Source organism: Rhizobium bangladeshense, assembly GCF_017357245.1.
Classification (GTDB): domain Bacteria; phylum Pseudomonadota; class Alphaproteobacteria; order Rhizobiales; family Rhizobiaceae; genus Rhizobium; species Rhizobium bangladeshense.
This window is the reverse complement of sequence record NZ_CP071613.1, coordinates 128,110-142,992: the sequence shown is the minus strand read 5'-3', so window position 1 is coordinate 142,992 and position 14,883 is coordinate 128,110. Positions and strand designations below refer to the sequence as shown.

Genomic DNA, 14,883 nt, shown 5'->3' with positions numbered 1-14,883 from the left:
CTGGAGCAATTCCGCTCTTTTTCGAGTGACGCAAAATCGCGGCGCAATTTTGCCGGACTTGCTCTCGCCGCTTGCCTGATGACGCTGGCGCCGGCCCATGCGGGCGACGCCGAAACGAGAGAGGTCCTGGCCGCGCAGGCCGGGCTCGCAGTCGATCTGATCGACCGTACTCTGGCGAAGGAAGGGGCGGCAAACATCATGGTGTCGCCGGCAAGCCTTGCCGCCGCTCTGGGTCTTGCAAGCCTCGGCGCCTCGGATGCGGGCAAGGCGGCCATTGCCAGAGGTCTTGGTTTCGGCGATGCCGTAAAGGGACCGGAGAAGGTGCTCGACGCGATGACCCCGAAGACGCCGGCGGCGGCGGATGCGCCGCTGGCGTCAGGGGTTGCTATCGTCTTCGACGACAAACTGACGCTCGTTCCCGATGCCCTCGCCATGCTCGCCGATCACCGCATCAGGCCGTCGATCGAGGATCTCGATGGGCCGCAATCCGTCGAGCACATCAACGGCTGGGTCAGACAGGCGACGCGGGACGCCATCCCGGCGATCGTGGCAACCCCACCGGGCGGCGGCTTCGTCAGCCTCGGAGCTCTCTCCTTCAAAGCCCGCTGGAAAACCGCCTTTGAGGCTCAGAGCCCTCCAGCCCCTTTCCGGCGGCCGGACGGCTCGACGATCTCCGTGCCGATGATGCATCTTGCCGGTGATGGCCAGAAATTCCGCGCCGATGATCGTTTCGCAGCCGTCGACCTCGCCTATGCCGGTGAAACCTATCGTATGGTGGTGATCGCCGCCCGCTCCGGCGTTGGCGGTTCCGATCTCAAAACCCTTGCCTCCTGGCTCCAGGGCGAGAAATTCGAACCAGCCAAGGGCGAAATCTTCCTGCCCCGCTTTTCCCTCAATGACGGGCGTGATTTCATGCCGGTACTCCATGCGATGGGCCTGACGCCCGAAAAAGCCAAGGATGCGACCTTTCCGGGGTTCACCACGGAAAACATCAGCTTGTCGCGGGTCCTGCAGAAGACGATGATCAAGGTCGATGAGAACGGCACGGAAGCGGCGGCGGCAACGGCCGTTATCACCGAGCGGAGCATCGATCCGAAACTGGTCCGGGTGACAGCGGATGCCCGTTTCGCCTTCGCGCTCCGGGATACGAAGACCGGCCTCTTTCTGGCAGCCGGCCTGATCGGCGATCCGCTGTTGGCGGGCGAATAGCATGCGGTTGATGAAGACAAAGATGGCAGGGGGACACGTGCATGAGAAATGATCTGATCGCCCGCTACACGATCGGCGAGCCGGTCTATGAGAACGAGTTCATCGTCTATCCGGCTGAGGACAAGCGGATGGATCGTTCGGTCTTCATCGTCGCGCCTGACGTGGCGCTGAAACTGGACAAGGCGCGCTTCGAGAGGGTCTGGACATCGATCAACGAGGCCAAATCGCTGACGGCGCGGCGCTTCGTCGAGATCGAGGATCTCATCCCGCCATCGCCGGAAGACGACAACTTCTATATCGTCGAGAAGCGGCCGTCGAAGACGCTGCGGCAGTATCTCGATGAAACCGAGATGGTCGCTTATGACCGCGCCGTCGAAATCGGCCGCCACATCCTCGAAGGGCTGGCGACGCTGCACGGGGCGGGTTACGCCCATAATGCGCTGACGGACCAGTGCATCTACGTGTCGGAGGATTATTCCGGCCTTTCGGTCAGGATCGGAAACCTGCACCTGATCTCCAAAATCGGCGAGCACATCATCCCGCCCTACGCGCCGGAATTCGGGGCGCCGGAGATCTACGCCAGCGGCACCTTCTCCGCCTCCGCGGCGCTCGATATCTACGCAATGGGCATGATCGCCTACAAGCTCTTCCTGCCGCGGCAGACCTATGCCAGCGTCTTCGACAGCGTCATGGTCTGGGAGGACGAACACCAGCGCGAGCAGAGCTGGAAGAACATCCATCTCGACCCGTCCAATATCCTCCCACGACTTGATGTGCTGATCCCCGGTTTTCCCGAGGGGCTGGCCAGCCTTATCGAAAGAATGCTGAGCCGCGACCCGGCCCAGCGCCCGCGCACGGGCGCCGATGCGCTCGGCGAATTCAGTCGCGTGACCACGGGCATCCAGCCGATGGCCTGGGATCCGCGCGGCGGCATGCCGCAACAGCCGGAAACCCCGAAACGGAAGAAATGGACGCTCGCGCATCTCTCGATGATCGGTGCGCTGCTTTTGATCTGCATCGGCGTCGGCGTCGTCACCATCCCGAAGCTGCTGCGCCCGGATCCAAAGCTCGTCGCCGATGTCGGCACCTGGAAGAAGGAAGCCGAAAGCCGCAGGGAAAAAGCGATCGCCGCCAAGGCGCCGGAACGCCCGTCCGGCGACGAGGCGAAGCTTTCCTATGATGCCGGCGCCGCGGCGCTGACCGAGGCCGATGCCTTGCTCAAGGACGAGGACTATAAGAAGGCTCTTCCGGGCTACCAGAAGGCGGCCATCAGCCTCGGCAAGTCCCTGATTGCCATTGCCAAGCAAAATGCCGAGAAAGCCAAATCAGCCGCTGCCGCCGCCGGCGGCGACAAGGCGCCGAGCTTTGCCGAGGCTGATGGCAAGATGAAGGCCGCCGCCGACAGCGCCGCCGCCCAGAAGATGCATGGCGCAGTCGACAACTATGAGGCCGCGAAAACGGCTTACGACGATCTCGCCAAGGCGCTGACCACGCTGGCTGCGGCCGAAAGGGACGCCGCGGCAAAACGCGAAACCGTCACCCGCATCGGCGCCGGCGATAGCCCCGATGTCGCCAAGGCGAGCGGCCTGATGACGGAGGCCAAGGCAAAGGCCGAGCAATGGCAGCTGCCGGCCGCGGCCTCGGGCTACGGCGACGCCGCCAAGCTGTTCGACGCGCTGATATCGGATGTCATGGCGGCCAAGGGTGAGGCGACGGCGCTCAAGCAGAAGGTCACCGATCTCCACGCCTCCCTGACGACACGCGCCGGTGCCGCCGATCCCACGCTTGCCGCACTGGCGCCGAAGTTGATCGAGGCCGATGGCCGCTACACCGCGGAGGCTTACAAGCTCGCCATATCAGCCTACCAGCCGATCCTTGCCGATCTCGAAGCGCTGTCGGCGCGCGGCTTCTGCCCAGTTGCGCCGAATGTCGCCTTCGAGACCATCCCCGCGGGCAGCTATTCGCTTGACAATGTCCGGCTGATGACCTCGTCGCTGCAGGAGCTCGGCGGCATGCTCGGCGTCGCCAACGGCGCCGTGAAGATCGAAAAATCCTTCTGCATGCAGGCCAAAGCCGTCACCCGCGCCGAGATGGCAGCGTATTACACCGCCAACTCGGACCTCGCCACAGCCCAGGCCTATGCCGGCAATCCCGAGCAGCCGGCCGACGACGTTCCGCTCGCCGAGGCGCAGAACTATACCGCCTGGCTGTCGAAACAGCTGAACGCCCCCGTCCACCTGCCTTCGGCGACGGAATGGATGGCGAGCGCCGTCAAGCTGACGACGGAAAAACTGCCCGACAACCGCGACATCATCCTGCAATGGAGCGCCACCCCCTGCGAGGCCGGCGGCAATGTCGCCTTCATGGCGCAAGAGGGCTCCACCTTCGTCGTCTGCTCGGATGCTTCGGCCGGCGGGATTTTTCGTGTCAGTGCTGAGCTGCGGTGAGGGGCGGAAGGGTGGGCACTGAACAGGGTGAGCTGTGTGCCCCACCTTTTCCCCCGCCGGGGAAAAGAGGAGGATACCGCTCCGCCATGGACTCCCAGCGATGGAGTGCCTTTGAAGGGCCGGTTCGTTTGGGCAGTATCGGCTTGATGGAGGTGGAGGTCGCCTGGGCGGTACCTCTTAGCTTTTGTTGACTCACCCGCGCTTGAACAATAACTTGGGAACTCGGTCGTTGGGCTTGTCCTCAAATGACGAACCATTCTCTTCAGCGTCGCCTTGCCGCCATCGTCGTTGCCGATGTGGTGGGATATTCACGCCTGATGGAGGCTGATGAAGCCGCAACGCTTGATAACCTCAGGGAACTCCGTTCTGGCGTTATCGAGCCGGCTGTGATGCGTCACAATGGTCGCATCTTCAAGGTCGTGGGCGACGGCTTCCTGATCGAATTCGGCAGCGCGGTGGACGCGGTCGCAGCAGCGTTGGAAATGCAACGGGGCACCTCTGCCGTTGAGGCTTCCGGAGACCGGCGCCTGCTTTTACGCGTGGGCGTCAATCTCGGAGATGTCATTGACGAGGCTTCGGACGTCCTCGGCGATGGGGTCAATGTCGCGGCGCGCCTCGAGACGCAGGCCGCGCCAGGAGGTATCTGCATTTCTGCCAGCGTTCACGGCGAGATCGTCGGCAAGATCGCCGAGCAGTTCTTCGATGCAGGCGAACGCTACCTGAAGAACCTGACCCGCCCAGTCCACGTGTGGCATTGGCCGGATGCGCTGCAGAGCATATTGCCGCTGCCGGAAAATCCCTCGATCGCTGTATTGCCGTTCACGAATATGAGTGGGAATGAAGCGGACGAGCCTTTCGTCGACGGCTTGACTGAAGACCTGATCACCGACCTTTCCCGCACGGCTGGCCTGTTCGTCATCGCGCGTAATTCCGTGTACGGCTACAAGGGCAAGCCGGTCGACGTACGGCTCGTCGCCCAGGAACTCGGCGTCCGCTACGTCCTCGAGGGGAGTGCCAGACGCGCGATGGGCCGTGTCCGCATCAATGCCCAATTGGTCGACACGCTTGGCGGCCAGCACTTGTGGGCCGAACGGTTTGACAGGACGGTGGAAGATGTTTTCGAGTTGCAGGATGAGGTCAACGCCAAGATTGTTGAAGCTCTCGTCGGCCGGCTGACCATTCCGTCGCCGCGCAATCGGCCGAAGAACTTTGAGGCCTACGACCTGTGTGTGCGCGCCCGCCTGCTGACGGAAGAATCCCCGCAAACCGAGCGTGAGGCCTATATGCTGCTCCAGCGCGCGGTCAAGCTCGAGCCATCCTATGCCGAGGCGCTCGGTCTGCTCGCCTATAACCGTTGGCTAGCCTGGACTCATTTCGGCGAGCCCGAAGATCCTAACCGCCGGATGGCGGTGACATCAGCGCAGAAGGCGGTCGACCTGGATCCCAACGATGCCGGCTGCCGCTACGTTCTAGGGACCATCTTGGCTTATGAGCGGCGATGGGAGGAATCGGAGGCCGCCTTTGCCAAGGCCCTGGAGCTGGACCCCAACCACGCCGACACCTGGGCTGCCATGTCTGACATGTCCGTGCTGGACGGCAGGATTGCCGACGGACTGGCGCAGATCGAAAAAGCTCTGCGGCTCAATCCCTATCCAGCCTGCTGGTATCTTTGTCATCTTGGGCAGGCGCAATACGCTGCGCGTAACTATGAGGCGGCAGCCGCTACACTCCGCAAGAAAGACACGTATCGTACCAACTCACGCAAATTCCTGGCTGCTGCGCTTGCGCAGTTGGGCCACCATGAGGAGGCGCGGCGAGAAGCAGAATTGTTCCTGATCGCCCACCCTCATTTCACGATCGGTCATTGGATCAGCTCCCAGCCGCTGCGCGATGCATCCGTACGAGACCACTTTGTCGACGGCTTTCGAAAGGCTGGCCTGCCGGAGGCGTGACAGCGGGCGGGGACAATCCCGATTCGTTCGCTCACGCCTATCGGCGTATTCTCGCCGCCTCGCCGGACTATCTTGCCCGCCATGGCCGACCGGCCTCGCCGAAGGCGCTAACCGACCACCTCTGCCTCGGCCATGGCTCGCAGCCTGCGATGCCAGGAAGACGATGGTCTGGCGCTGTGGGATTTCTGAAGCCGCCATGGCCTTTTTCATCAACCGCGTTCAACCAGTTTGCGGATAGCCGTCTGAAAGGTCGTTGTACCCTTGCGCGATCGGGCCTCGCCGCCTTCGAACTCGATCCAGCCTTCGTTGAAGCCGTCAAGCATGCGCATACGGGGTCGGGGGTTCTGCATGCCCTGGCCCAAAAATAGCGCTTCCCATGTCTCTCTTGGAACGGGCTCAGCACGGACCGTCTTGCCGAGCACGGCAGAGAAGGCCTCCGCCATCTGCAGCGGCGTGATGCGGAAAGGGCCCTCAAGCTCGACGATGCGTTGACCGGTCCAATCCTCCTGCAGCATTTCAGCCGCAACGGCGCCGACATCGCGCACGCAAACCATCGGCACGGGTTTGGTGAGCGGCTGCAGGAAACTTGGCATGATGCCGCTCTCCCTTGCAGGCGCGATGTCCCAGGCTGAATTCTCCATGAACCAGCCGGCGCGCAGGAAGGCGACCGGCATCGGAAGTGTCGACAGAGCCTGCTCGACAAGGCCGAGCTGGCTCAGCAGGTTCTCCTCCTTTGCCTGAGCGCCGATCGTCGACAGGCAGACCACCTTCTTCGGCAATGCCTTTGTGAGCGCCGTCTTCAGTGCTTCGATGGTTGCCTTTACCTCCGGGAAACCCGGCGCAGGATCGAAGCTTGGCGGCAGAAGCAGGAAGACGCCCTCGGCGCCTTCGAAGGCGAGGGCGAGGGACGATGCGTCTGTCATTTGCGCAATGGCGATTCTCGCACCGCGATCCCGCCAGGCGCCTGCTTTCTCCGCATTGCGCAGGACTGCACGGACGGCCAGTCCCTGATCCATCAATTTCGCGCCGACCACGGCGCCGACCTGACCTGTTATACCAGTCACTGCAAACATTCTCGGACTCCTTTTGGCAGCGGCCTGCGCCGCGATGAATGAAAGATGCGCCAAAGCCGCCTTTGACTGAATTGCCCTTTTGTCAGATAATTCATGACAAAATATCAGGAACCGGATGATGTTCGACGGACGATTGCTGAATGGGGTCAGCGTGCTGGCCGCCGTCGTTGAGAGCGGCAGTTTTGCGCGGGCAGGCGAGGCGTTGGGGCTGACAGCTTCTGGAGTCAGTCGGGCGGTGGCGCGACTTGAGAGCCGCATCGGCGTACGCCTGCTCGACCGGACGACCCGTTCCCTGAGGCTCACCGATGACGGCACACGTTTCTATGAACAGGTCGTGCCGCTACTTGGCGGCATCGAAGAAGCAGCTGCCTATGCGGCCGGGACGACGCACACGGTGCGTGGGAGGCTGCGGATCAATGTCGATCCCTATTTTTCGCGGCTGATCCTCGGGCCGAAGCTCGGCACCTTTCTCGACCGCTATCCCGATGTTCAGATCGAGGTGGTGACAAGGAACGAGATCGGCGATCTCGTCGCCGACGGGATGGATGTGGCGGTGCGCTTTGGCGAAATCCCGGCGAAGAGCTCGCTGATTGCCCGGCAGCTTTTTCGCACGAGGGTGATTACGGTTGCCGCGCCGTCCTATCTTGCACGACACGGCACGCCGAAGCTGCCTGCCGACCTGGCCGATCATACCTGCATCCAGTATCAGGACCCCTTGACGGGCAGGCCTTTCGAATGGGAGTTGCGGCGCGGAGAGAAGGTGGTGCCGATCGAAACTCGTGGCCGTGTCCTCGTCAATGATGCCGGCACGGCGCTTGCCACCTGTCTCGCGGGGATCGGCATTGCGCAAGTCTTCTCGCTCGGCATGAAGACTTATCTCGACTGCGGTGAGTTGGTCGATCTCTATCCGGATTGGCCAGATGAGACCTTTCCGCTGCACTGCTTCTACACCTCCCGCCATCATGTGCCGGCCAAGGTTCGCGCCTTTATTGACTTCTGCGTCGAAATCGTCAGCTAGATGCCGCTGCCTGCGCCCTCACGATCAGCAACAGCAGACCGAAGTTAATCGAGGTTCTAGGGAGCTGCCCAGCTGCACGATGCTGGCGCGTGGACATGATGCTCGGGAGGTACACGGGCATGCAGCGGGATCCGTTTTCAACTGCACCTCCCAATCAATCGCCAGACTGGGGACGGATCTCTTATGTCGCGCCGGGAGCTATGCTTCTGTTCAAAGCCAAATACCTGAGGCCGAAGGACGGACTCGCCCTGACAAAGCTTAGTCCGGGAGAGGCCGCGCCGGTAGTTAGCAAAAGCCGGAATGGATCCACCGGAGCAACGCTTGACGCCGCAGCGAAGGGCGCTCTGACAAGGTTCGGAGCGCCCCTGTCTTCTTCATTGCGAATGCTCTCGTTTAAGCAGCGTCCATCCAAAGATTTCAATTCCAAATTTCTAAATACGCGCGTACATTGAACGATGGGACTGCAGTATCCGTGCGTTGAGGGGTTGGGTACAATGTGCTGGAATACATCATCAGCATTCACGCCTGTCGGGTTTGCTTTGCGAGGTACGAAATCTCGCAAGATCGTGTGGACATTGGGCGATGCGGCACGCCTCCTGATGAATGACTGGCCGTGCGATGACGGCGAGGAATACATGGCTGCCGTTAAAGCTTGCGTCGACGCCATCACCGGCAAAATTGCCCCAGAACAGTTCCGCGAAGTGCTTCTGCGGGCGGCCGACGAGGCGGGTATCGCTACTCTGTCGCTCGTTCCGCAGGGAATGGGTGAACGACGGAAGGTAGCTCCGCCGACAATGCGAATATAGTGCTTGCTTCAAGCGGGCTTCTCACCTTTAGAAGATTGCGCCAGCAACAGTCGTTGGCCTCAGTGTTAAGGAACCACCGGTTTGCGGCCGGAAGCGGACTGGTAACTTCGAGGCTTGGAATCTCGGAAAACGGATTCTTAGTACCCTGCGTGTGTCGACGTGATCTAACCCGAATTGGGAAGTCTGAAGGTGCCGCAAAGGCATTTTTGACCTGAAGCGGACAATGTGCGGAATCGGTTTCGCACTCATAGGCCGGCATCATCCGCTCGAACCTCGTCCCGGCAGGGAGACATGGGTCGCATCGTCGCCAGGGCCGGGGAAGGTCGCATGCCCTGATCTGCCCCAATTCACTGAACAGAGTAATTTGAACGCGGCATAGGCGACTCAGGCGCTGTACCGCTCGAGCTACCATGCACGTCCACCGAATCCTTGGACGCAGTCCGAGCCACTTTTCGAAGTCTCATGGCCAACGCGACATCGCTCGGGCCGAGGCCGTGCCGCACGGCATCAACAGTGTCGGTCAATGCAGGGGCGGGCGAAAGGCTCGTGCTCGTGTTGGTCGGTACACCAGCGCGCTTTCGTTAACGATCGTCCAACGCGGGCGCTCGGAACCCAATCACCCTCTAGAGCATTGTTGCTGCATCCGAAATAGTGAACACGGCAATGGACGCTTCGTCACCTCGTCTCCAGTCATCGCGGCAGGATGGCCCCAGTTTACTAAAGGCTCTCGGTCCCGGTCTGGTGACAGGTGCGGCGGACGACGATCCAAGTGGGATTGCCACCTACAGCCAGGTCGGTGCCCAGTTCGGCTACACTCTCGGCTGGACCATGATCTTCAGCTACCCGATGATGAGCGCGGTCCAAGGATTGAGCGCGGGCATCGGCGCGGTGTCAGGCAAAGGCCTCGCCAAGAACCTGAAGCTCCACTACCATCGGCACTTCGCCTATGGCGCGATGGCCCTGCTGTTCATTGCTAACTTCATCAACATCGGGGCCGATCTCGCTGCGATGGGAGCCGCGCTCCGGCTGCTCGTCGGCGGCCCCGAGGTCGTGTACGCTCTCCTGTTCGGCATTCTCTGCGCGATCATCCAGGTCTTTGTCCCATACCCCGCCTACGTGTCCGTCCTGAAGTGGCTGACCTTGTCGCTCTTCGCCTATGTCGCCGTCGTTCTCGTCGTCGGGGTCCCGTGGGGCGAGGCGATGAGCGGTATCCTTATGCCAAAATTCGAATTCACCGGGGACCACTTCACCGCCTTCGTCGCAATCCTCGGCACGACGATCAGTCCATATCTTTTCTTCTGGCAGGCCGGGGAGGAGGTCGAGGAACTGAGACGCCGAAAGCTCGCCCGCCTGCGGCGGAACCCCGAGATCGCGCAGCCTGAACTCGGCCGCATTCGGATGGACACGCTTGTCGGCATGGGCTTCTCCAATCTCGTGGCGCTCTGCATCATCGTTGCGGCCGCGGTGACGCTCCACGTGAACGGCATCGACAAGATCGAGACGTCGGCCCAGGCGGCGGAAGCCCTGAAGCCGGTGGCGGGGGAATTCGCATTCGCGGTATTTGCGGCAGGCGTCATCGGCACAGGGCTGCTGGCGGTGCCGGTCCTCGCGGGTTCTGCTGCCTACGCCGTTGCCGAGAGCTTCGGTTGGCCGGAAGGTCTGGACAAGAAGCTGAAGGAAGCGAAAGCTTTCTACGCCACCATCGTTGTCGCCACCCTCGGGAGCGTTGCGGTCACAATGATGGGCCTCGACCCGGTACGGGCCCTGTTCTGGAGCGCGGTCGTCAACGGTGTTCTGGCGACTCCCATCATCGTCCTGATGGTCATGATGGCCAGAAACCCGGCCATCATGGGAGAACTCAAGGCGCCGCGCTGGATGGTCTACATCAGCGGCTTCACGGCGCTCGTCATGGGCCTGAGCACCGTCGGCATGTTCCTGTTCTGAGCCGGCTCAAAGCCAGCCGCATGTCCATCCGGCACAAGACGGAGGGAACCGCCGACGAGATAGGCGGGTCCCTCCGAAGGTCCTATCGGTTCCGGCCAGCAGCAAGCTCGCCGGAGCCCGTTGCAGAAAATAGCGGGATGATCTGCCAGGCAGCCGAGAGCCCCACCAGGATGTAAACGATCCGGGCGAGCCCCGAGCCAGCCCCGAAGATGGCCGCCACGAGGTCAAAGCTAAACAGTCCGACCAGCCCCCAGTTCAGCCCGCCTACGATGACGAGGATGAGCGTAAGAATGTTGATGAACTTCATGGTTATTCTCCAGGTTGAGGGGTGAGCGGTCAGCCTTCCGGAGGCATGATCACCTTGTCGACGACATGGATGACCCCGTTCGAGGCGGCAACATCGGCAGCAGTGACGGCGGCGTCGTTGACCTTGACGGTGGAGCCCTCGACTTCGATGTCGATCATTTTGCCGTTTAGCGACTTCGCTTCATCGATACCCGCCACGTCGGCAGCCATCACCTTCCCTGCGACCACGTGGTAGGTGAGGATCGCAGTGAGCTTTTGCTTGTTCTCCGGCTTCAGCAGGTTTTCAACGGTACCAGCCGGCAGCTTGGCGAAGGCTTCATCGGTCGGAGCAAAGACCGTGAACGGGCCCGCGCCTTTGAGAGTGGAGACCAGGCCTGCCGCTTCGAGCGCGGCACCCAGCGTCTTGAATTGACCCGCGTCCATGGCAGTGCCGACGACATCCTTCTCCGCGGCGAACGCGCTGACGCTGCTGCCGAGGGCGATCGCCGTAGCAAACAAAAGGTTTTTCAACTTCATGGCATTTCTCCTCTCGATAACGGGTGCGAAATGCACACCGCGCACTTTCATGTGGAGCAAATCTTTTTTCATACCACTCAAATTTTCGTGAAAATAAAGCGAATTCTCTTGTGAAGAGAACCTTGCTGGTGTTAGTTTCTCGAAAGGAAAAGGAGTTTGCGACGTGCTCTCCGATACGCTGACTAACGAGCTGCAGCGCTATGCGATCGGACCCCGTATCAAGGCCCTGCGCCTGCGAAAAAAGCTGGGGCTGGTGCAGCTGGCGGAGCATACGGGGCTGTCGCCTGCGATGCTCTCGAAGATTGAGCGCGGGCAGATGTTTCCAACACTGCCCACGCTGCTTCGGATCGCCATGGTTTTCGGCGTCGGCCTGGATCATTTTTTCAATGCGGACAAGGAGGAGCCGCTGATCGCGATCGTGCGAAAGCAGCAGCGTCTCAAACTTCCTAGCCCGCCAGGCGAGAAGCACCCGGCCTTTCTATTCGAAAGCCTGGACTATCCCGTTTCTGATCGCCGCATGGAGGCATTCTACGCCGAGTTCCCGGTCGGTTCGCCGCCCTCGCAGCCGCATCAACATGGCAGTGCTGAATTCATCTACGTGCTCACCGGTCGGCTTATAATCAACGTGGACGGCAAGGAGGCCGCGCTGGATACGGGGGACGCTGTATATTTCGATTCCAGCTTTCCGCACAGTTATCGCCGAGGAGGCGAGGAGGCCTCGAGCGCGATTGTTGTGACTTCATAGAGGTCATCGAGACCGGTAGACCTATCACGAACGAGCACTATTGCGCACACGAAGCAATTCAACGGCCGAATCCTGCAAAAACGTTTGAAGTTGTGAGGGCGGAAAGCGGAAAGCCGGAGCCTCACCTGATCCAGTACGATTTCTGCGGCCGAATGCGACCGCCGCGTCAGTTGCCCGTCTCATCGGCACCGGGTTCCAACACATTCCAGTATTCGCGCAGCGCGCTGATGCGATCGCCGCGCACCTTGAAGATGATGACCTCGTAATTTCGATAGAAACCTGCCGGTATGCTTTCTGCGGCAGATTCAAAGACGGCTGTATCGCCGCCATAGGTTGCTCGTTCCAGCACGCTTCGAATTCGGTTGCCTGCCTGTTGGTGATAACGTGCCCACGCCATCAGTTGCTTCTTGCCATCCGGTCCTTCATGGAGACCAGCAAAATCTCCTTGTGGAAAGTGAAACTGAAAATCATCGGTTGTGAGGGCAAGAAATGGCTCCCATTCACCAGTGCCCCATGCCCGAACAAAGAGCGACCAGGCATGGTCGGCGACCCGCTTCGTGTTCGCGTCCATTCCTTCGGCGACTACGGGTGCGGCAATTTCAGGCATAGGAGGAAGTGTCCGGCGAGAACTTTCATCCTGCGCTACCGCAATGTTGGAAAAAAGGGCCGCTGCGAGTGCTAGGCTTGTACCGAATTTCATGGAACCGATCCTTCCTGATTGAGGTTGTGCATTATCAGGAGGAAAACGACGGCACCTGCAACGCGGCACGGCGTGATCCGCGCAGATTACGCAAATCACACAGCTTGGCAGTTACGTTCTGCTCATAGAGCGCGACAGGCGACGATGTGATGCGGGAGGCTCGCCCATCCGGCTTCGGAAGACATTCGTCAGGTGCGCATGGGTGGCAAAGCCGCACATCCTAGCTATTTCCTTGATGGCTATAGAGCCACCTGCCAAAAGCTTCGAGGCTCGGTAGATGCGCCTGCGGATTAGGTATTCACCTGGAGACACTCCCGTACTGCCTCGAAATGCACGGACGAATGCGCTGATGCTCAGGCGTGCATCCTGTGCGAGGAGAGCAAGCGACAGGTCCTCATGCATCTCTGCCTCAATCCGATCGACAACGCGCTGCAAAGCTGCCGGATGCATCCAGGCATCGTCGTGACGACCGAATTCAAGACGAGCCTCGCGGGCAAGGTTCCGGACAGCGGCGATGGCGAGTTGTTCCATGACGATGACCGGTGGGCGTTCCGCGATTTCCGAAAGTTCGGTCATCCGCTCGATCAAAACCCGGAACTTCTCCGACCGATCATTATAGATCGGGATCATGCTTTGCCGTGATCCATCCATCTGGCAGGCGTCCATCAGGAAATCATCCGAGAATTCAAGCCTGATGAAAGAGAGGCTGCCGCCTTCCATCACACCGGCTCGCTCACGACCGGCGGGGGTTAGTGACACGGAACCTGGCCGGTCGGGTCTTTCGATAAGGGGGCCTCCATCTGTTCGGGAGGCACTATAATGTGAGGCGCCGGTTCGTGTCACTGATGCCTGATGCCAGTCGGAGGCAGTGTGATAACGGGCGCCGCCGAAGGCCTGCGCACGGGACAAGTACAAAGTGAAGCCCGAAAGCTCCAGTCTTTGAAGATTTCTCCCATGCTGTGCCAACGGGCTCCCTCGCGAGACTTGAACGTCTAGGAGATTTCTAGTGCAGCACTTCGACGACGGCAACTGCCGCTTTTCGGAACGTGGCCGGTCGCGAAACAGAGCCTGAGGGGGCTCAAGCCGGTGGTGTGGGCAACCGGAATCGGGGCGCATTGCCGCTCCTTTTGAGACGCATGGCCCCAGGGCCACACATTCTCCAAATCTGTATGCTCCGCCAGTTCCAGCGCGTTCCTCGACATCCACGCCTGGATTGCCTGACCGTGTTCTTGATCTTGGTGCATCCGAGCAGGATCTGGATGGCACTGAAGCTGCCAGTTGCTTTGTAGATCATCGCTGCCTTTGTGCGTCGGAGCGAGTGCGTGCCGTAGTGTTCTCGGCGTAGCCCATGGCGGGTGCTACGATGACTGCATGATCGACCTGCTGGGAAAGGCGAAGTCATCGATGGTGCCGCCGGTCACTGCTGAGGGGCCTTCATCTCTATCAGCTGGATCAGGTTACCGCATGTATCGTCGAACACAGCCATACGCACCGTGCCTGCATCCATTGGTTCAGTGGTGAACATGACACCAAGCCCCTTGAGCCTCGCATATTCGGCGTTGAGATCGCTGACCTGGAACGAGGCAGCGGGTATACCGTCGGCAACCAGCGCGTCCTTGTACGGCTTGACGGCAGGATGTTCGCCAGGCTCCAGGAGCAACTCTGTTCCTTCCGGCTGCTCCTTTGACACGAGCGTTAGCCAGCGGTGCGCTCCGGTGGGAACGTCATGCTTCAACTGGAAGCCGATCCTTGTATAGAACTCCAGAGCTTTTTCCTGATCATCGACAAGCACGCTGGTAATCCAGATACGCATTTCTATTTCTCCTCGAGGTAGGCTCCAAGCGCAGCTTTGACAGCTTCGCGAAGGGGGCTGAGATTTGCTGAGTGTGTCTTGGTGCGGCCCATCCAGGTGACCTCTATCAATCCGGCGCGCTCGAGCATGTCCAAGTGTTGAGAGATCGTTTGTCGCGAAAGCGGCTGCCCAGCTTCGGCGAGTGAGGACGCGCAAATCTCAAAAAGCGACTGCCCAGACCTTTTGTACAAGGAGGCAAGGATATGGCGCCTTTCTGGATGGGCAATCGCTTTGAAGACAATATCGATCTCTTCGTCGTTCATGGATCGACAACATGCAGTAATATTACTGCATGTCAAGTCCACCGCGTGCGAG

General features: G+C 60.4%; 14 protein-coding genes and 2 pseudogenes. 8 read left to right on the top strand and 8 right to left on the bottom strand.

Annotation, left to right across the window (positions count from 1 at the left end):
* The first annotated feature begins 78 nt into the window (after positions 1-78).
* The 4 genes and pseudogenes from J2J98_RS21615 to J2J98_RS30430 all read left to right on the top strand — a co-directional run.
* Positions 79-1,209 (top strand): serpin family protein, encoded by a 1,131-nt coding sequence (locus J2J98_RS21615; RefSeq protein ID WP_207603508.1) that lies wholly within the window; start codon positions 79-81, stop codon positions 1,207-1,209.
* Positions 1,210-1,250: 41 nt separating this feature from the next.
* On the top strand, positions 1,251-3,656 hold the full coding sequence (locus J2J98_RS21610; protein ID WP_207603422.1) for a protein kinase domain-containing protein: 2,406 nt from the start codon (positions 1,251-1,253) through the stop codon (positions 3,654-3,656).
* 245 nt (positions 3,657-3,901) lie between these two features.
* A complete protein-coding gene (locus tag J2J98_RS21605) occupies positions 3,902-5,608 on the top strand; it encodes an adenylate/guanylate cyclase domain-containing protein (RefSeq protein WP_207603421.1) in 1,707 nt (568 codons plus the stop codon).
* A gap of 38 nt (positions 5,609-5,646) precedes the next feature.
* Positions 5,647-5,742: pseudogene (locus J2J98_RS30430) on the top strand (LysR family transcriptional regulator); the annotation flags it as partial.
* A gap of 75 nt (positions 5,743-5,817) precedes the next feature.
* Here J2J98_RS30430 and J2J98_RS21600 read toward each other — a convergent pair.
* On the bottom strand, positions 5,818-6,681 hold the full coding sequence (locus tag J2J98_RS21600; RefSeq protein ID WP_207603420.1) for an NmrA family NAD(P)-binding protein: 864 nt from the start codon (positions 6,679-6,681) through the stop codon (positions 5,818-5,820).
* A gap of 118 nt (positions 6,682-6,799) precedes the next feature.
* Between J2J98_RS21600 and J2J98_RS21595 the strand changes: the two genes are divergently transcribed.
* From J2J98_RS21595 to J2J98_RS21585, 3 genes are all read left to right on the top strand, one after another.
* On the top strand, positions 6,800-7,699 hold the full coding sequence (locus J2J98_RS21595; RefSeq protein WP_207603507.1) for a LysR family transcriptional regulator: 900 nt from the start codon (positions 6,800-6,802) through the stop codon (positions 7,697-7,699).
* A gap of 494 nt (positions 7,700-8,193) precedes the next feature.
* Entirely contained in the window at positions 8,194-8,505 is a 312-nt protein-coding gene (locus J2J98_RS21590) for a DUF982 domain-containing protein (RefSeq protein WP_064708320.1), read from the top strand.
* Positions 8,506-9,168: 663 nt separating this feature from the next.
* Positions 9,169-10,449 (top strand): NRAMP family divalent metal transporter, encoded by a 1,281-nt coding sequence (locus J2J98_RS21585; protein ID WP_138394708.1) that lies wholly within the window; start codon positions 9,169-9,171, stop codon positions 10,447-10,449.
* Positions 10,450-10,531: 82 nt separating this feature from the next.
* On the opposite strand, the gene J2J98_RS21580 is transcribed toward J2J98_RS21585, so the two are convergent.
* The gene (locus tag J2J98_RS21580) at positions 10,532-10,756 is read right to left on the bottom strand and encodes a DUF378 domain-containing protein (RefSeq protein ID WP_064708318.1); all 225 of its coding nucleotides are present in this window, start codon (positions 10,754-10,756) and stop codon (positions 10,532-10,534) included.
* A 29-nt stretch (positions 10,757-10,785) separates the two neighbouring features.
* Positions 10,786-11,271: a fasciclin domain-containing protein gene (locus tag J2J98_RS21575; protein WP_207603506.1), complete on the bottom strand. Its 486-nt coding sequence runs from the start codon at positions 11,269-11,271 to the stop codon at positions 10,786-10,788.
* A gap of 163 nt (positions 11,272-11,434) precedes the next feature.
* Here J2J98_RS21575 and J2J98_RS21570 point away from each other — a divergent pair, with 163 nt between their 5' ends.
* Positions 11,435-12,016 carry a helix-turn-helix domain-containing protein gene (locus J2J98_RS21570; RefSeq protein WP_207603419.1) on the top strand — a complete coding sequence of 194 codons (582 nt, stop codon included), beginning with the start codon at positions 11,435-11,437 and terminating at the stop codon, positions 12,014-12,016.
* A gap of 166 nt (positions 12,017-12,182) precedes the next feature.
* Here J2J98_RS21570 and J2J98_RS21565 read toward each other — a convergent pair whose 3' ends face one another.
* The 5 genes and pseudogenes from J2J98_RS21565 to J2J98_RS21550 form a co-directional block, all read right to left on the bottom strand.
* The gene (locus J2J98_RS21565) at positions 12,183-12,716 is read right to left on the bottom strand and encodes a nuclear transport factor 2 family protein (protein WP_207603418.1); all 534 of its coding nucleotides are present in this window, start codon (positions 12,714-12,716) and stop codon (positions 12,183-12,185) included.
* A gap of 111 nt (positions 12,717-12,827) precedes the next feature.
* On the bottom strand, positions 12,828-13,436 hold the full coding sequence (locus J2J98_RS21560) for a helix-turn-helix domain-containing protein (protein ID WP_207603417.1): 609 nt from the start codon (positions 13,434-13,436) through the stop codon (positions 12,828-12,830).
* Positions 13,437-13,876: 440 nt separating this feature from the next.
* A pseudogene (locus tag J2J98_RS30425) lies at positions 13,877-14,131 on the bottom strand (integrase); the annotation flags it as partial.
* A gap of 2 nt (positions 14,132-14,133) precedes the next feature.
* Entirely contained in the window at positions 14,134-14,529 is a 396-nt protein-coding gene (locus tag J2J98_RS21555; protein WP_064712386.1) for a VOC family protein, read from the bottom strand.
* Positions 14,530-14,531: 2 nt separating this feature from the next.
* Positions 14,532-14,831, bottom strand: coding sequence for an ArsR/SmtB family transcription factor (locus tag J2J98_RS21550; RefSeq protein ID WP_064712387.1), 300 nt, complete (start codon positions 14,829-14,831; stop codon positions 14,532-14,534).
* Positions 14,832-14,883: the final 52 nt, after the last annotated feature.